Genomic DNA, 17,010 nt, shown 5'->3' with positions numbered 1-17,010 from the left:
GCCTTGGGATCTCGGGACTTTGGTCACCGATCTGGTGGGACCTTCCCCACGCTTGCACCAGGACCCTCGTCGTGCATCCGTAGCCATACCTAGGCAGGTACGTAAGAACGCAACGCGGTCGGCGCGTTCCGTCCCGTCGTCCGCCTGCGCAAGCCGGCGTTGACACCGCGCCTCGGGCGGTGCAGTCACCCGGTCGGCAGGATGTGCCCGAACCTGTCCCGTTTGGTGGCGAGATAGCCGGCGTTCTCCGGATTGGCCGGAACGACGAGCGGTTCGCGTTCGACGACGCGGACACCGCCCTCGGACAGGCCTGCCGCCTTGGCCGGGTTGTTGGACAGCAACCTGACCCTGCCCACGCCGAGGTCGGTGAGGATCGCCGCGGCGTCGGCGTAGTCGCGGGCGTCCGCGGGCAGCCCCAGCGCGAGGTTGGCGTCGACCGTGTCGTGTCCGCCGTCCTGCAGGGCGTACGCCGCGAGCTTGGCCGCCAGGCCGATACCGCGTCCCTCGTGGCCGCGCAGATAGACCACCACGCCCCGGCCGGCCGCGGCGATCGCGGCCAGCGCAAGCCGGAGTTGCGGTCCGCAGTCGCAGCGCAACGAGCCGAGCACGTCCCCGGTCAGGCACTCCGAGTGCAACCGGACCAGCGTCTCGGCGCCGTCGGCCACGTCGCCGCGCACCAGCGCGAGGTGGTCGACGCCGCGGGGCGTGCGGTAGCCGTACGCGGTGAACTCGCCGTACTCCGTGGGCAGCCGGGTCGACGCCGCCCGCTCCACCAGGCCTGGCACCGGCACCCGCTGGGCGGTCATCGCAGCAGCGGCAGGGGCCGGCGGACGGCGGCGCACACACCGTCGCTGGCCTCGGCGGCGGCCACCCGCTCCGGGCCGGGCACGCCGTACCCGGTGGTCCGCTGCTTCAGCGGCCGCCCGGTCGGCGCGGCCAGTGCGCGCAGGTCGCTGATCGTCTTGTACGAACCGTTGCCGGCGCCCGCCATCCGGCTGATCGTCTCCTCCATCAGCGTGCCGCCGAGGTCGTTCACACCGCCGTCGAGGACCGAACGGCACAGCTCGGGCCCGAGTTTCACCCAGGAGCACTGGATGTTGTCCACCAGCCCGTGCAGCAGCAACCGGGACAGCGCGTGCACCGCACGGTTCTCCCGCGCGGTCGGCCCGGGGCGGGCCAGCCCGGCGAGGTAGATCGGCGCGCTGGTGTGCACGAACGGCAGCAGCACGAACTCGGTGAACCCCGGCCGGCCGTTGGCCTCCAGGCTCCGGCGTTGCAGGGAGGCGATCAGCTTGATGTGGGCGACCCAGTGGGCGGGGGTGTCGACGTGGCCGTACATCATCGTCGAGGTGGTGGGGATGCCGAGGTCGTGGGCGGTGCTCACCACCTCGGTCCAGCTTGCGGTGGGCAGCTTCCCCTTGGTGAGGGTCCAGCGGACGTCGTCGTCGAGGATCTCCGCGGCCGTTCCTGGTAACGAGTCCACACCCGCCTCGTGCGCACGTGTCAGCCACTCACGGACCGGCAGGTCCGTCCGCGAGACGCCGTTGATGACCTCCATCGGGCTGAACGCGTGCAGGTGCATGTCCGGCTGACGCCGCTTGACCTCGGCGGCCAGGTCGAAGTACGCCGTACCCGGCAGGTCAGGGTGGATCCCGCCCTGCATGCAGATCTCGGTCGCGCCGGCCTCCCACGCCTCGTCCACCCGGTCGCCGACCTGCTCCAGCGACAACGTGTAGGCGTCGGCGTCGGTACGCCGCTGGGCGAACGCGCAGAACCGGCAACCGGTGTAACAGACGTTGGTGAAGTTGATGTTGCGGGTCACCACGAACGTGATGTCGTCGCCGGCGGCCTCGCGGCGCAGGTCGTCGGCCAGCTTCGTGAGTGCCTCGAGTTCGGCGCCGTCGGCGTGCAGCAGCGCCAGCGCGTCGTCGTCGCTCAGCCCCGCCGGGTCGCGCTCGGCTCGGCGCAAGGCCGCCTTGACATCGGCGTCGAAGCGTTGCGGTGCTGTGGAAACCTGGCCGGCGAGCTCGTCCCAGTCGCCGTAGACCGAGTCGAAGTCGGTACGCCGGTCGTCGGTGCGGCCCTCGGTGTCCACGGTGACGTGCAGGTCCGTACGCCCGGTGCCGGCGTCGGCCGGCCAGCCGCCGTCAGGTTCCTGCCAGGGCAGACCCGCAGGTATCGCGTCCTCGTCGGCCAGCCCGGTGGCGGGGTCGACGAGGGCCTGCACGTGCCGCTGCAGGCGCGGGTCGAGCCAGGGCTCGCCCGCCCGGACGTACTCGGGGTAGATCGTCAGCCGCTCCCGCAGCTCGAAGCCGCCCGAGGCCGTCCGCCGCGCCAGGTCGGCCACCTGCGGCCAGGCGCGTTCGGGATTGACGTGGTCGGGGGTCAACGGCGAGACGCCACCCCAGTCGTCGATCCCGGCCGCCAGCATCAGCGCGTACTCGTCGTCGATGAGGTTCGGCGGCGCCTGGATGCGCACGCTCGGCCCCAGCACCAGCCGGGCGACCGCGATCGTCGCGGCCAGGTCGCGCAGGTCGGCGTCGGGCGCGGACCGCATCTTCGTGTCCGGCTTGGCCCGGAAGTTCTGCACGATGACTTCCTGGATGCCGCCGTAGGTGCGGGCGATCCGGCGGATCTCGAACAGCGCCTCGGCGCGTTCGTGCCGGGTTTCGCCGATACCGATGAGCAGGCCGGTGGTGAACGGCACGGCACTGCGGCCGGCGTCCTCCAGCACCCGCAGCCGGATGTCGGGATCCTTGTCCGGTGAGCCGAAGTGCGGCCCGCCGCGCTCGGTGAACAACCGGCGCGCGGTGGTCTCCAGCATCATCCCCATCGACGGCGCGACCGGCTTCAGCCGCTGCAGGTCCCGCCAGGACAGCACGCCGGGGTTGAGGTGCGGCAGCAGGCCGGTCTCCTCCAGCACCCGGATCGCCATCGCCCGTACGTAGGAGAGCGTGTCGTCGTAGCCCGCCTCGTCCAGCCAGTCGCGGGCGGCGTCCCAGCGGTCCTCCGGCCGGTCGCCGAGAGTGAACAGCGCCTCCTTGCAGCCCATCGCCGCACCCTGGCGGGCGATGTCGAGCACCTCGTCGGGGCTGAGGTACGGCGAGGGCAGCCGGCCGGGCACGGTGACGAACGTGCAGTAGCCACAGCGGTCCCGGCACAGCCGGGTCAGCGGGATGAACACCTTGCGGCTGTAGGTGATCACGCCCGGGCGGCCGGCGGCGGCCAGCCCGGCGTCGCGCACCCGGGAGGCGTGCCCGGTGAGCGTGTCGAGGTCGGCATCCCTGGCGTGCAGGAGGACGGCCGCCTCGTCGACGTTCAGCGTCTTGCCGGCGCCGGCCCTGGCCAGGGAACGCCGCATCGCCGACGCCGGTGGCGCCGGCTCCGCCGGTGCGGGCACGGTCGGCGCCGCGACGGGCACGGCCGTGGTGGCGGAGGTGGCGGGCGGGTTCGGCGTACGCGGGGAATCCACGCCCGAACGCTAGGCCGGTGCGCCGGGGGCTCGCCACCACGCCGCCGCCGGGCACCGGTGGCAAGGCCTCGTTGACACCCGTGGAAGAGGCGTCGGCGCTGGTCACAGCAGAATGGGTGGGTGGCGAGAACCCCCGCCGGACGGTATTACCTAAAGTATGGCGTCGGTGATCGGCAAGACGGTGAACGGCCGGACCTTCTACTACCTCGCGGAGTCCGCCCGGGTGGGCGGAGCGCCACGAGTGGTGGCCCAGCGTTACCTCGGCAGTGCCGAGGACATCGCCGCGGCGCTGGCCGGCGAGCGCGGCCCGGCGCCCACACCGACGCACACCCGGCACCTGGCGTTCGGCGACGTCGGGGCCGTCTGGCGGGTGCTCACCGACCTCGGCGTGGTGGACCTGGTCGACGGTCTCGCCGGGCCCGGCCGCAGCCGCGTCTCGGTCGGTACCTACCTCGCCCTCGCGGTGGCCCGGCAGGCGGTCGCCCCCGAGTCCGAGCCGGGCGAGGTCGACCTCGGCGAGTGGTGGGCGGCCACGGCGGCGCAGCGGTTCGTCCGGCCGCGGATCGACCCGGGCGCGCTGGACCGCCGGGCGTTCTGGCGGGCCATGGGCCGGCTGGGACCGGAACGGCGCCGGCTGCTGGAGGCGGGCGTGCTCGACCGGCTGCGAGCCGAGTTCACCGAGCCTTCGGAGCCTCCCGAGCCTCCCGAGCCTCCCGAGCCTCCCGAGCCTCCCGAGCCTCCCGAGCCTCCCGAGCCGGCCGAGCCGGCCGAGCCGGCCGGGCCGGTGCTCGTGCTCGACGTACCCCACTTCACGACCTACGCGGGCCCGCCCGACGCCGACGCGGCCCCCGGCGCCGACGGCTCGGCCGACGAGCCGTGGCCGGCCGGCCTGGCGGCCGCGGTCACCCTGGACGGCGCGGTGCCGCTGACCGCCGAGCTCTACCGGCACGGCGACCCGGCGACCACCGCGTTCACCGCGCTCAGTGAGCGGCTCGCCGCCCGGTACGCCGGGCTCGGCGGGCAGGCACCGGTCACCGTCGTGGTGGACGCCGGCCAGTCCGCCGAGGTCGACTTCGCCGCGCGCACCGGCCGGCACTTCGTCGCCTCGCTGCCGCTGACCGACCATCCCGAGCTGGCCGCGCGGCCGGCGTCGGGACGGCGGGCGGTGGATCGCGACCGGTTTCCGGGCGTCACCGCGCTGGACACCCGCGCCCGGGTCGCGGGAGTGGACCGGCGGGTCGTCCTGGTGCACTCCGCCGCCCTGCGGGCCGCGCAGACGCAGGCCCTCGCCCGCGACCTGAGCAGCGCCACCCGGCGGCTGGCCGACCTCGCCGGGTCCCTGGAACGCCGTACGCTGCACCGGTCACGGGACCAGGTGGCCGCCGAGGTCGCCCGCATCACCCGCTTCCGGTGGGTCGAACGCGTGCTCTCCACCAGCCTGACCGGCGGCCCGGCCGGTGGTGACGAGGGGCTGCGGCTGCGCTGGAAGGTCGACGAGGCGGCACTCACCCGGCTACGGCACGAGGTGTTCGGCAAGCAGGTGCTGGTCACCGACCACGAGGACTGGTCGGTGGCCGACGTGCTCACCGCCTATCGCGCCCGCTACCGCCTGGAGTCGACGCTGCGCCAGTTCGTCGCCCCGGTGACGTCCGCGCCGTCGCCCCGGTGGCGGTGGACCGACGAGCGCGTGGCCGTGCACTCGCTGGTCTGCCTGCTCGCCACCACGGTCGCGCACGTGATGCGGCGGCGCGTGCAGCACGCGGGCATCGACCTGTCGGTGCGCGACCTTTTCACGCGCCTGGCCGGAATCGAGGAGACCGTCGTCTCCTACCCGTCGACCGGCGGGCGGCCGCGGGCGCGCCGGGTGCTGGTCGACCTCGATCCCGTGCAGCGCCGGCTGTGCACGGTGTTCGCGCTGGAGGAGTGGGCACCCGGCCCCCACTGAGCCGCATCAGTTACACAGTGTTCGCGAATTGTCACACAAGGCTATTGCGGCGACACCGAATTCGGCTCACGATTGACGGGCGGTCGCTATTAGGTCGAGAAAAGTAAAAACGGTTCTCCGGGCTTTCCACGAGTCCTGCCCGACGGGTTTGGACGTAGTGGTACGCGGGAGAGGTTCCGGATATGCGCGAGGACGAAGAGCAGGGCAAGGGGCCTTTGTCGTACCACTACGAACAGTACGACAAAACTCGCCGCCGACAACAGGGATATGGCCGGGCACTGGGCTTCACCGTGCTCGGCACGGTCATTCCCGGCAGCGGTCTGGTGATCGCGGGCCGGCGCAGGATCGGCTGGGCCATCGTGGTGCTGGCCGCACTGGTCGCGGGCTTCCTCGGCTATCTGCTGCTGTTCCACCGCGACACCGTTCTGCACTGGGCGGTCCAGCCCGGGGCGCTGGTCGTGATCGGGATGGTGCTGCCCGCCCTGGCGCTCGCCTGGGTGTGCGTCATCATCGCGACGTACCGCTCGCTGCTGCCACGCGGAGTCGCCGCGTTTCAGCGGGTCATGGGGTACGGCCTGGTGGCGGTGCTGGCGCTGATGACCGTGGTGCCACTGGGCGTCGGCGGACGCTACGCGCTGGTGCAGAAGGATGTCGTACAGAACGTCTTCGCCAGTTCGCACAGCCGCAGCGCCACCGCGCCCAAACACGTGTCGGTGAAGGATCCCTGGGCCGGGAAGCCGAGGCTGAACATCGCGCTGCTCGGCGGCGACGGCGGACCGGACCGGGTGGGCGTGCGCACCGACACGGTGATCATCGCCAGTATCGACACCCACACCGGCAACACCGTGCTCTTCAGCCTTCCGCGCAACCTGGAGAAGATTCCGTTCCCCAAGGGATCCGTGCTCGCCAAGGCCTACCCGAACGGCATCTTCGACGGCAAGGGCAGCGAGCTGGAGTGGATGCTGACCGCGGTCTACAGAAACGTTCCCGAGCAGAATCCCGGCCTGCTGAAGAGCGACAACCCGGGTGCGGACGCGGTCAAGCTCGCGGCCGGCGGGGCGACCGGGCTGAACATCGACTACTACGTCCTCGTCAACCTCGAGGGCTTCCGCGAACTCGTCGACGCCCTGGGCGGCATCACGGTCAACATCAACACCAAGATCCCGATGGGTGGCGAATCCTCGGCCGGCCTCAAGCCCGGCGGCTGGATCCAGCCCGGACCCAACCAGCACCTCGACGGGTTCCACGCGCTGTGGTTCGCCCGGGCGCGGTACGGCGCCGACGACTACGCCCGGATGCGGCGGCAGCGCTGCACGGTCAAGGCGATCGTCGACCAGGCCGACCCGGTGAAGCTGCTGACGAGGTACGAGGCGCTGGCCAAGACGGCGAAGGACATCGTGCTGACCGACATCCCGCAGAGCCTGCTGCCGGCGGTCGTCGACCTGTCCCTGAAGGTGAAGAAGGCCGACGTCAGCAACGTGGCGTTCACCAACGAGCTGATCAAGTCCGCGCATCCCGACTACGACTTCATCCACAGCCGGGTGAAGCAGGCCATCCGGGAGAGCGAGAAGGACAGCGCCACGCCGCAGGCCGCGGACGACCTCGACAGCGCCTGCGCCTACAAGGGCCCGAAGAAGCTTTAGCCGGCTAGGGTTTCTGCACCGACACGGTGAGCAGCTCGCTCAGCCTCTCCTTGGGCAGGGCGGGCTGCTCGGCGTGCAGGAAGCAGGTCGCGGCGTGGTCGGGACCGGTGAGGTACGGCGGCGGCGCGTTCTCCACACACCTCGCCATCACCGCCGGGCAGCGGTCGGCGAACCGGCAACCCTGGTGGTCGTCGGGAACGGTGACGTTCTCACTCGACCGGGCGGCTTCCTGCCCCCACGGCCGCATCGGGTCCGGCCAGGGAATCGAGTCGATGAGCAGCTGGGTGTACGGATGCTTCGGTGCGCGGATCACCTCCTCGACGTCGCCGGCCTCGACGATGGTGCCGCGGTACATCACCAGGATGTGGTCGCTCACGTGGTAGGCGGTGCCGAGGTCGTGGGTGATGTAGAGGATCGGCACTTTCAACGTCTGGTTGACAGTGCGCAGGCTCTCCAGGATCGTCGCCCGCAGTGAGGCGTCCACCATCGACACCGGCTCGTCGGCCACGATCAGCTTGGGCCGCATCATCAGTGCCCGGGCCACGGTGACCCGCTGGCGCTGGCCGCCGGACAGCTGGTGTGGATACCTGCCGAGGGTCTCGTCGGCCCGCAGCCCCACCGTCTCCAGGGCCGAGACCATCAGGTCGTGCCGGTCCGCGCGTGACTTCGCCAACTTGAACTTCGCGATCGGCACCGTCAGCACGTGGTCGACCTTGTAGAACGGGTTGAACACCGAGAACGGGTCCTGGAACACCGCCTGCACGTCGCGCCGGAACTCCCGCATCCGGGCGCCGCCGAGGCTCGCGACATCGCTGCCCTGGTAGTGGATCGTGCCCGACGTGGGCGAGATGAAGCCCATCAGCAGCGACGCCAGGGTCGTCTTGCCGCTGCCGCTCTCGCCCACCACCGAGATGATCTGCGGGGTGTCACCGGCGACGGTGAGCGAGACGTCGTCCAGGGCGACGGTGGCGTTGCGGGACAGCACCCGCCCGCCGTACACCTTGGTGACGTTGCGGAGCTCGATCAGCGGTGCGTGCGTCCGCGCGCTCCCGGCCGCGGTGGTGGCGTCCTGGTCAGCGGTCGGCTTCGCCATGATGCTCCTCGTGCAGGTGACAGGCGGCGAACTGGTTGGGCCGGTGCTCGCGGTAGGCCGGCACGGTGGTGCGGCACACGTCCATCACCCGCGGGCACCGCGGATGGAACAGACAGCCCGGGGGCAGCGACTTCAGCGAGGGCGGCAGCCCGGGGATGCCGTGGAACGTGCCGCGGTCCTCCAGCTTCGGCAGGCTCTCGATCAGCAGGTTGGTGTACGGGTGCAGGGGTTCGGCGAAGATGTCCCGGATCGGGGACAGCTCGGCGAGCTTGCCGGCGTACATCACCGCCAGCCGGTCCACCGACTGCGCCATCAGTCCCATGTCGTGGCCGATCAGGATGACCGCGACGTGCAACTCCTGCTGCAGCCGCACGATGGTGTCCATCACCTGGCGCTGCACGACGACGTCCAGCGCGGACGTGGGCTCGTCCGCGATCACCACCTTGGGCCGCATGGCCACGGCGATGGCGATGCAGGCGCGTTGCTTCATCCCGCCGGACAGCTCGTGCGGATACATCCGGCCCACCTCACGGCGCAGGCCGACCGACTCCAGCGCCTCCCGGGCACGGCCGAGTAGCTCCCGTTTGGACGTACGCCCGCCGGCGTGGTCCTCCAGCGTGTCGATGATCTGGTCCTCGATCCGGGCCACCGGGTTGAGGGAGTTCATCGCACCCTGGGGAATCATCGCGATCTCCCGCGCCCGGCGGGCCCGCATCGCCCGCTCCGGCAGCGGCACCAGGTCGGTGCCGTCAAGGACGAGTTGCCCCCCGGAGATCAGGCCCGGACGGCGGATCATCCGCATCAGCGCCAGCGCGACGGTGGACTTGCCCGAGCCGGACTCACCGACCAGGCCCATCCGCTCACCGGGCATCAGGTCGAAGGAGATGCCGTTCACGGCCCGCACCACGCCGGTGTCGGTGTGGTACTCCACCTTGAGGTCGCGTACCGACAGCACCGGCCGCGCCGCCGTCTCGGCGGTCGCCGACGAGGCGGGGGACGCGGTGGACGCGGAGCTCATGCGGACCTCCGGGAACGCGGGTTGGCCCACTCGTCGAGGGCGAAGGAGATGAAGTACAGCGAGAGGATCAGCAGGATGATGATGGCGATCGGAATGCCCCACCACCACCACAGGTTGCGCAGCAGCGCGGAGTACTTCTGCATCCAGAAGAACGTCATCCCCAGCGTGGGTTCGCGCTGGGAGCCCAGGCCGAGCAGCTCCAGGCCGAGCGCGCCGTAGACCGCGCCGATCAGTGCGCCCACGAAGCCCGCCAGCAGGAACGGCGCGAGGTTGGGCAGCAGCTCGCGGATGATGATCTCCGGCCCGCGCATGCCGGACAGTCGCGCCATCTGGATGAACTGGCGTTCCCGCAGCGACAGCACCTGCGCCCGGATGCCGCGGGTGGGACCGGGCCAGGCGAACGCCGCCAGGATGAACGCCATGTTCTCGATCGAGATGTACTGCTGCAGCAGCGAGGCGATGACCACCATCACCAGGAAGCTCGGGATGGTGAACATCACGTCCACGATCCAGCGGATCGCGCTGTCGATCCAGCCGCCGTAGAACGCCGAGATCAGGCCGAGCACGATGCCGACGGCCAGGCCGATCGACCCGGCCAGCAGGCCGATCTTCAGGCTCAGCCGGGTGCCCACGATCATCACCGCGAGCATGTCCCGGCCCTGGGCGTCGGTCCCGAACGGGTAGTCCCACGACGGTGCCAGGCTGGCCGGGGCCGCCAGCGGGTACGGCGCCTTCACCGTGTCCACGAACAGGCTGCCGGCGGTGGAGAACAACACCAGAGCGAGGAAGATGATCCCCCCGACCGCCAGCAGCGGGTTGCGGCGGACGTAGCGCAGGAACGAGCCGGCCCGGCCGGTCCAGGCCTGCCGGCCCGGCATGGTCATCGAGGTCGTGGCAGGGGTGACCATGCTCACCTCCGGTCGTAGCGGATGCGGGGATCGAGCAGGGGATAGATCAGGTCCACGGCCAGGGTGGCGATACACACGGCGAAGACCAGGATCATGGTGATTCCGTAGAGCAGGTTGAAGTCCAGCACCTGGATCGCGGAGTTGATCAGACCGCCCAGCCCCGGGTAGGCGAACAACGTCTCCACCAGCACGGTGGAGAAGATGAACGTGCCAAGGGACATCACCAGTCCGGTCACCTGGGGCAGCAGCGCGTTGCGGACGGCGTACCTCAGGAACACCCGGCGCGGCCGTAACCCCTTGGCGTCGGCGAAGGTGATGTAGTCCTCGCCGACGGTCATCACCATCAGCCCGCGCATCTGCAGCGCCTGGCCGCCCATCTGGAACAACACCAGCGCCATCGCCGGCAGGAAGGCGTGGTCGAGGACGTCGCCGGCGAAGCTCAGACTCCAACCGGGGTTGGCGGTCTGGGAGTACGCCCCGGCGAGCGGGAAGGCCTTCAGCCGGAACGCGAACAGGTAGATCAGCAGGAAGCCGAGCACGAACGCCGGCACCGCGCTGGTGAGCATGCTCACCGGGACCAGTGCCCGCAGCCAGCCGGGCGAGCGCGGCCAGCCGAGCAGCGCACCCAGGACCGTGCCGACGACGAACGCGATCAGGATCGACACCAGGCCGAGGCAGATCGTCCACGGCAGGGCGTCACCGATGACGGAGTTGACCGTCCGCGGGTACTGCGAGATCGAGTAGCCGTAGTCGAACTGCACCACCTTCAGCAGGGCGTGCAGGTACTGCTTCCACAGCGGCTGGTCCAGGCCGTACTGATGGGCGTACGCGTCGGCCATCGCCTGCAGACCGGTCTGGTTGCGCCCACCCTGGGTCGCGGCCAGCTGCAGGCGTTCCTTGATCGGGTCGCGCGGACTGAGCTTCGGGATGAAGAAGTTGATCGTCGCCGCGGTCCACATCACCAGCAACAGCAGCAGGATGCGGCGAACGAGGTAACGCCATGACACAGACTCACCCCTTCGCGGACTTGAGGTGGCTGAGCTCCAGCGGAAGGGTCTTGAACCAGAACGCACCCGGGAGGTACGGGTCGGACTTGTCGGGCCAGCCGGTCCAGTACGTCGTGTTGTACGGGATCCGGTGCAGCCACTGCACGACCGGGGTGTGCGGGAGGTTCTTGAGGTAGATCTCCATCGCCTGCAGGAACAACGGCAGCTCGCCCGGGTCGCCGACCGGGAGACCGCTCATCCGTTCCACGATCTTGTCGTAGTCGGCGTTCTTCCACCGGCTGCTGACGTCGCCCTGCACGCCGACCTTCGACACGTGCCGGGAGTGCATCAGTTCCAGCGACGGGTAGGGGTCGGCGATGGCGCCGGCGAAGCCGAAGAGGAACAGCTTCGCCGAGCCGTCGGCGATCCGGGTGTAGCTGTCGGAGGGCGCCTGGTGGGAGGCGTTGAACCCGGCGGCCCGCAACTGCTCGGCGAGGATGGGGCCGTAGTCGGTGGTGAGGTCCTGCAGACCGTAGATGGTGGCGTCCAGCCGTTTGCCGGACTTGTCCACCCAGAGGTTCTGGTTGTCCTTGGTGAACCCCTTGCTCTTCATGATCTGCTCGGTCTTCGCCGGGTCGTGGGCGTTGGTCGGGTATCGGTCCAGGGTGGGCTGCAGTGCGTCGAAGTACTTCTGCAGTGGAGGGAAGTTGGGGAACGGCAGCTGTGAGATCGTCCCGGCACCCTCGTATCCCACCGACACCAGCTGGTCGCGGTCGATGGCGTGGTTGACCGCTCGCCGCACGTGGGGGTCGTTGTACGGCGGGACCGCGCAGTTGAAGAACAGCGACTGCGGCCACCAGTCGATGTAGCCGTAAGGCGCGGAACGTCCGCTCCAGGTCACGATCTTCGGGTTCTCCTTCACCACCTGCTTGATCACCGGCGGCCGCAGGTCGAGGGAGGAGTCCAGCTCGTTGTTGATCAGTCGCTGTGCGGTGTTGGTCGGGTCGGTGAACGGAACGACGATGACGCGCTCGGGTCCGGGCTGCTGGGCGATCCCGGCCTTGCTCGCCCACCAGTCGTCACGCCGGTCCAGCAGCCGGCGCTGGTTGGTCCAGTCGACCATCTGGTAAGGGCCGGTGACGACCGGCCACTTCTTCGCCGGGTCGTAGAAGAGGAACTCCGTCAGCTTCTTCTGCTGGGAGAAGATGTGCTCGGGTACCAGGAAGATGCCGAGGTCGTTCTTCATGTACAGATAGTCGAAGACGAACCTCGGTGCCGGCTTGGTGAAGCTGATCTCGACGGTGTTGTCGTCGACCGCGCGGGCGCTCTTCACCCACTCCCGCATGTCCGCGGAGTACGCCATCGCGGTGTTCTTCTTGTCCTTGAGCATCGTCAAGGTGAAGGCCACGTCGCCCGCGGTGAACGGTTTCCCGTCACTCCAACTGGCGTCCTTGCGGGTCTTGATGGTGACCTTGGTGTTGTCGGAGGTGTAGGTGGGCTGCCCGTCCGCCAGCCACGGGATCGTCTCGCCGGTGAAGGCCGAGTAGAAGTAGAGCGGCTCGAACATCGCCGCCAGCCCGCGCTGGTGGTTGAAGCCGGAGGCGTACGGGTTGCAGATTCCGACGTCGGACCCGTCGCCGTTGGCCAGCATCAGGGTCTTCTCCCGGGGCACCGACTTCGGCTTGCCGCGCGGCACCGGCCGGGACGACGTCTGCGAGGGTTGCGGTCCGGGTGGCGCCTCGGGGGTGCCGCACGCGGCGGCGAGCACCAGGCCGGACGTGGCGAGTCCGGTGAGCTTCAGGAAGTCGCGTCGCGAACCGTCCGGCGACATGGGTGACATGCGTACCTCCAGCGATCAGCCCAGCTGTCAGCAAGGTCGAGCGACCGGCGGGTGGACGGAGGACACATGGGTACGGAGCGCGGGAAGACGGCCGTACGCATGCTCACCGCCTCGCCCGCGAGGTCTGGAAACTGCGTGTGGTGACTTCACATCTCGATGCGTGTCGAATCAATGCGTGTCGAAGCCGAAGATCTGCGAACGTGCTGCGGTGATGCGGCGGTGCATGGCAGTGCTGCGTTCGGTGCGTGGACACGATTCACCGGCGGGCGCGATCACCCCCCGGCGAAGACGTGATCGGGACGCTAATGACAGGGGTGTGACCTGTCAATGACAACGGCATTCTCGGCCATGTACCAGGTTGGTATCGCTGGTGGCGTGGTGGCTCCGGGGTATGACGCCGAACCTGGCTCCGTGGACGGACGTGTTGCCAGGCTGGGCTTTCGTGGTGTCCGCCGCAGACAGCTTCGCCTTCAACGTCCGAACACACGTGGCCGGCCGACCTCGTTGGTCGACCGGCCCTCGGCGCGCTACCCAGAGATGTCGTGGTGATGTCGTCGCAGGATTCCTGAGGAGTCGTGACAGGAAATCGCCACGCCGTGATGCGCGGTGATCGAACGTTCGGGCAGCTGTCCGGAGTCGGCCGCCCGGCTTCGGGTTTCCTTGATTTCCCAAACGCCGCGCACCTACGTTCACTGGTCGTGTGGACATAAGTAGGAGGGCGGACTCGTGGACGACGAGGCATTGGCGACGGCACTGCGGACCTTCCGGGACTCCGGACTGCTGATCCTGCCCGGCGTGTTCGACGCGGACCGGGTGGCGACCCTGCGGTCGGCGTACGACGACCTGCTGCGAGCCGAGCTCGGGCAGGACCTCGGCGACGGCACCGGCCGCGAAACCGGCCGTGACACCTCCGGCCGGGTGCAGCCGACCGACGGGCGCAAACACGTGCAGATGCAGTTGCCGCTGGTGCCGCCGTTCTCCGACGTGGAGACGATCGCGCACCCGCTGCTCCTCAGGGTGCTGACCGCCATCCTCGGCGACGGCCTGCACTGCTCGTACTACAACTCCAACACCGCGTTCCCGGGCTCGACGTACCAGCGGGTGCACCGTGACGCCGGCCCGGTCTTCGGCGCCGACCTCGGCGTGCCCACCCCCACCACGGCCGTCGTCGTCAACATCCCGCTGTGTGACTTCACCCGGGAGAACGGCAGCACCGAGGTCTGGCCCGCGTCGCACCTGATCGTGGACTCGGTGCAGGACGCCGGCGTCGACCTCACCACCAGGGCGCAGGCGCTGGCGTCGGCCCGGATGGACGTGCCGGCCGGCGCCGCGGTGATCCGCGACCTGCGGCTGTGGCACCGCGGTGTGCCCAACGAGTCCGCCGGGGCCCGCTCCATGCTCGCCGTCGTCTACCAGCGTGCCTGGCTGTCCTGGCGGGCGCCGTCGCTGCGGGTCCCGGCGGCCACCTGGCAGGCGTGGCCGGACCATGTCCGATCGATCTTCTCGGCGGCGCCTGTCGACGCCGAGGACGGGGACCGTCCTGACGTCTGAGGAAACGGCGAGGACCTGCGTGACCTTCCCCGCGGCCGGGCCTGGCTGACCTGGCCGACCTCCGGCCCCGGCCCGGCTCGATCCCACCGGTGGGAAGGCTTCGGCCGCTCCGCTGGTTGGACCGGGCGTGGGCAGCCCGGAGGAGACGCAAGCGCAGGCCGAGGTCGACGTGGTGGTGATCGGCGCCGGACAGGCGGGCCTGTCCAGCGCGTACCACCTGCGGCGCGACGGGTGGGCGCCCGGCACCGGGTTCGTGGTGCTGGACGCCGACCCGCTGCCCGGCGGTGCGTGGCGGCACCGGCCCAGCACGCTCACCATGGCCAAGGTGCACGGCATCTTCGACCTGCCGGGCAGCCGGTTCGGTACGGCCGGAAGCGATGACGGACGCGACGACGCCGACGGCACCGACCCGGGAGTGAGTCGACCGGTGGCCGAGGTGGTGGCCGACTACTTCGCCGCGTACGAACGCCGCAACGCGCTGCCGGTGCTGCGCCCGGTCCGAGTGGACAGCGTGCGCGAGTTCGGCGACCGGCTCGTAGTCGCCGCGGGTGACCGTGAGTGGGCGGCCCGCGCGGTGATCAACGCGACCGGGACCTGGCGGCGGCCGTACTGGCCCGCCTATCCCGGCGCCGCCGGCTTCGCCGGACGGCAGTTGCACTCGGCGAGCTACCGCGGCCCGGCGGAGTTCGCGGGCCGGCGCGTGGTCGTGGTGGGCGGCGGCAACTCGGCGGCGCAGATCCTGTCCGAGATCGCCGACGTCGCCGCCGCGACCACCTGGGTGACCCGTCGCCCGCCGGTGTTCCGCGACGGTTTCACCCGCGAGGACGGCCGGGCCGCCGTGGCCCGGGTCGAGGAACGCGTGCGCGCCGGGCTGCCACCCCAGAGCGTGGTCAGCGTCACCGGACTGGCGTACACCACCGTCGTCAAGGAGGCCTTGCGCAAAGGCGTCTTGACACGGCTGCCGATGTTCGAGCGGATCCGGCCCGACGGCGTGGTGTGGCCGGACGGGGCGTTCGTTCCAGCGGACGTGATCGTCTGGGCGACCGGCTTCCGCCCCGACCTCGGCCACCTCGCGCCGCTGCGGCTGCGCGAACCCGGCGGCGGCATCGCGATGGACGGCACCCGGGTGGTCGCGCAGCCTCGCCTGCACCTGGTGGGGTACGGCCCGTCGGCGAGCACCGTCGGCGCCAACCGGGCCGGCCGGGCAGCCGCGCGAGAGGTCGCGCGGCTGCTGGCGACCGAACTGCCGGTGGCGGATCAGGACGCCGGCTGACGTTCGGCCGCAGGCGCCGTCGCCACCGTCGGGACGGTCGACACAGGGAGCCGGCGGTGCAGACCTTCGGAGACGAGCAGTCCGACGGCGACGAACGCGGCGGCCACCCAGGGCAGCGCGGTGACGCTGGTGACCTGCAGGGCGCCGGCACCGGCCAGTCCCGACAGCGAGACGCCGAGGTAGAGGGCGGAGGCGTTCAGCGCGACGACCAAGGCCGGCGAGGACGGGCGCAGCGCGATCAGCCGGTGTTGCTGCGGCACGTTGACCGCCCAGGCGCCGAAGCCGTACGCCGCCATGCCGATGCCCGCGCCCACCACGGTCGTACTCGCCACGGGCAGCAGGGCGAACGTCACCAGCAGGATCGCGGCGGCACCGGTGATCAGCCACCGCGGGCCGACCCGGTCGGTCAGGTGTCCCGACAGGGGAGTGCTCACCATGCCGGCGCAGCCGGAGACGAGGAGCAGCACCGCGAGGACCGCGCCGTCGCCGTGGGTGGCCGGGCCGAGGATGACGCTCGCATAGGTGTAGGCCACGTACACGCCGAGGTACATCGCCAGCGTCACCGCGAGGCACCGCACCACGAGCCGGTCGCCGAGCGGGGACAGGCGTTCGCGCAGGGAGACCGCGGGCGGTGCGGGCACGTCCGGCAACCAGCGGGCGATCCCCAGCGCGGCGAGAACTCCCAGGGCGGCGACGAACCACATCGTCTCCCGCCAGCTCAGGACGGAGGCGAGGAAGGTACCCAGCGGGGCGCCGAGCGCGGTGGAGGAGGTGAGCCCGAAGGCCACCCAGGAGATGGCGCGGGCCCGTTGCTCCGGTGGCGCCAGCGCGGCCGCGGTGGCGCTCGCGTTGGGGGTGAACATCGCCGCACCCGCGGCGGCCAGCAGCCTGGCGACCACCACCAGGACGTACGAAGGTGCCAGCGCGGTCGCGACGTTGCCGAGCACGAACACCAGCAGTGCTGTCAACAGCAGCTTGCGCCGCGGCCACCGTCCGGTGAGCGCGGCGAGCACAGGTGCCAGGACGGCGTAGGCGAGAGCGAAGACGGTGACGAGCTGCGCCGCCTGCGCCACACCGACGTGCAGTGAGCGGGCGAGGTCGGGCAAGACGCCGGCGACGACGAAGGCGTCGGTGCCGACGGCGAACGTCCCGACGGTGAGGACGGCCGCGCGGGACGGCGGCGCGCCGGTGCGGTGGGTGTGCACGGGTCTCCCAAGATTCGGTACCGATCGGTTCCGTTTCCAGACGGTACTGACCGGTTCCGTTTTTCGTCAACCTCGG

At 70.4% G+C, this 17,010-nt stretch carries 12 protein-coding genes; 4 read left to right on the top strand and 8 right to left on the bottom strand.

Annotation, left to right across the window (positions count from 1 at the left end; all coding sequences use genetic code 11):
- Positions 1 to 185: 185 nt before the first annotated feature.
- Positions 186 to 806: a GTP cyclohydrolase II gene (gene ribA, locus FHR37_RS23490; RefSeq protein WP_092881915.1), complete on the bottom strand. Its 621-nt coding sequence runs from the start codon at positions 804 to 806 to the stop codon at positions 186 to 188.
- Positions 803 to 3,400: a bifunctional FO biosynthesis protein CofGH gene (locus FHR37_RS23485; protein WP_092882426.1), complete on the bottom strand. Its 2,598-nt coding sequence runs from the start codon at positions 3,398 to 3,400 to the stop codon at positions 803 to 805. Before FHR37_RS23485 ends, ribA begins: the two co-directional genes overlap by 4 nt.
- A 229-nt stretch (positions 3,401 to 3,629) precedes the next feature.
- Here FHR37_RS23485 and FHR37_RS23480 point away from each other — a divergent pair, with 229 nt between their 5' ends.
- Positions 3,630 to 5,417 (top strand): IS1634 family transposase, encoded by a 1,788-nt coding sequence (locus FHR37_RS23480; RefSeq protein WP_092881917.1) that lies wholly within the window; start codon positions 3,630 to 3,632, stop codon positions 5,415 to 5,417.
- 182 nt (positions 5,418 to 5,599) lie between these two features.
- Positions 5,600 to 7,060 carry an LCP family protein gene (locus FHR37_RS23475; protein ID WP_092881919.1) on the top strand — a complete coding sequence of 487 codons (1,461 nt, stop codon included), beginning with the start codon at positions 5,600 to 5,602 and terminating at the stop codon, positions 7,058 to 7,060.
- A gap of 4 nt (positions 7,061 to 7,064) precedes the next feature.
- On the opposite strand, the gene FHR37_RS23470 is transcribed toward FHR37_RS23475, so the two are convergent.
- Genes FHR37_RS23470 through FHR37_RS23450 form a run of 5 tightly spaced genes read right to left on the bottom strand, consistent with a single transcriptional unit; the run spans position 7,065 to position 12,905 of the window.
- Positions 7,065 to 8,153, bottom strand: a complete 1,089-nt coding sequence (locus FHR37_RS23470) for an ABC transporter ATP-binding protein (RefSeq protein WP_092881921.1) — start codon at positions 8,151 to 8,153, stop codon at positions 7,065 to 7,067.
- Complete coding sequence (locus FHR37_RS23465; RefSeq protein WP_202884558.1) at positions 8,134 to 9,171, bottom strand: ABC transporter ATP-binding protein; 1,038 nt, start codon at positions 9,169 to 9,171, stop codon at positions 8,134 to 8,136. The genes FHR37_RS23470 and FHR37_RS23465 overlap by 20 nt, the downstream gene beginning before the upstream one ends.
- Positions 9,168 to 10,079, bottom strand: coding sequence for an ABC transporter permease (locus tag FHR37_RS23460; protein WP_202817942.1), 912 nt, complete (start codon positions 10,077 to 10,079; stop codon positions 9,168 to 9,170). The genes FHR37_RS23465 and FHR37_RS23460 overlap by 4 nt, the downstream gene beginning before the upstream one ends.
- Before the next feature lie 2 nt (positions 10,080 to 10,081).
- Positions 10,082 to 11,086, bottom strand: a complete 1,005-nt coding sequence (locus tag FHR37_RS23455; RefSeq protein ID WP_092881923.1) for an ABC transporter permease — start codon at positions 11,084 to 11,086, stop codon at positions 10,082 to 10,084.
- Positions 11,087 to 11,090: 4 nt separating this feature from the next.
- Complete coding sequence (locus FHR37_RS23450) at positions 11,091 to 12,905, bottom strand: ABC transporter substrate-binding protein (protein WP_092881925.1); 1,815 nt, start codon at positions 12,903 to 12,905, stop codon at positions 11,091 to 11,093.
- Positions 12,906 to 13,631: 726 nt separating this feature from the next.
- Between FHR37_RS23450 and FHR37_RS23445 the strand changes: the two genes are divergently transcribed.
- Both FHR37_RS23445 and FHR37_RS23440 read left to right on the top strand, forming a co-directional pair.
- Complete coding sequence (locus tag FHR37_RS23445; protein ID WP_092881927.1) at positions 13,632 to 14,456, top strand: phytanoyl-CoA dioxygenase family protein; 825 nt, start codon at positions 13,632 to 13,634, stop codon at positions 14,454 to 14,456.
- 127 nt (positions 14,457 to 14,583) lie between these two features.
- Complete coding sequence (locus tag FHR37_RS23440) at positions 14,584 to 15,729, top strand: FAD-dependent oxidoreductase (RefSeq protein ID WP_092881929.1); 1,146 nt, start codon at positions 14,584 to 14,586, stop codon at positions 15,727 to 15,729.
- On the opposite strand, the gene FHR37_RS23435 is transcribed toward FHR37_RS23440, so the two are convergent.
- A complete protein-coding gene (locus tag FHR37_RS23435; protein ID WP_092881931.1) occupies positions 15,714 to 16,934 on the bottom strand; it encodes an MFS transporter in 1,221 nt (406 codons plus the stop codon). The two genes, FHR37_RS23440 and FHR37_RS23435, sit on opposite strands and share 16 nt — an antisense overlap.
- Positions 16,935 to 17,010 lie beyond the last annotated feature (76 nt).

The sequence above is a fragment of the Actinopolymorpha cephalotaxi genome (assembly GCF_013408535.1).
GTDB classification, from domain to species: Bacteria; Actinomycetota; Actinomycetes; order Propionibacteriales; family Actinopolymorphaceae; genus Actinopolymorpha; species Actinopolymorpha cephalotaxi.
The sequence above is the reverse complement of the archived record's forward strand: the minus strand, read 5'-3'. Positions and strand labels throughout refer to the sequence as shown.

Bases quoted from the DNA above. Each gene is read 5' to 3' on its own strand.
- ribA (WP_092881915.1), bottom strand. From the start codon at position 806: ATGACCGCCCAGCGGGTGCCGGTGCCAGGCCTGGTGGAGCGGGCGGCG.
- FHR37_RS23480 (WP_092881917.1), top strand. From the start codon at position 3,630: ATGGCGTCGGTGATCGGCAAGACGGTGAACGGCCGGACCTTCTACTAC.
- FHR37_RS23475 (WP_092881919.1), top strand. From the start codon at position 5,600: ATGCGCGAGGACGAAGAGCAGGGCAAGGGGCCTTTGTCGTACCACTAC.
- FHR37_RS23470 (WP_092881921.1), bottom strand. From the start codon at position 8,153: ATGGCGAAGCCGACCGCTGACCAGGACGCCACCACCGCGGCCGGGAGC.
- FHR37_RS23465 (WP_202884558.1), bottom strand. From the start codon at position 9,171: ATGAGCTCCGCGTCCACCGCGTCCCCCGCCTCGTCGGCGACCGCCGAG.
- FHR37_RS23460 (WP_202817942.1), bottom strand. From the start codon at position 10,079: ATGGTCACCCCTGCCACGACCTCGATGACCATGCCGGGCCGGCAGGCC.
- FHR37_RS23450 (WP_092881925.1), bottom strand. From the start codon at position 12,905: ATGTCACCCATGTCGCCGGACGGTTCGCGACGCGACTTCCTGAAGCTC.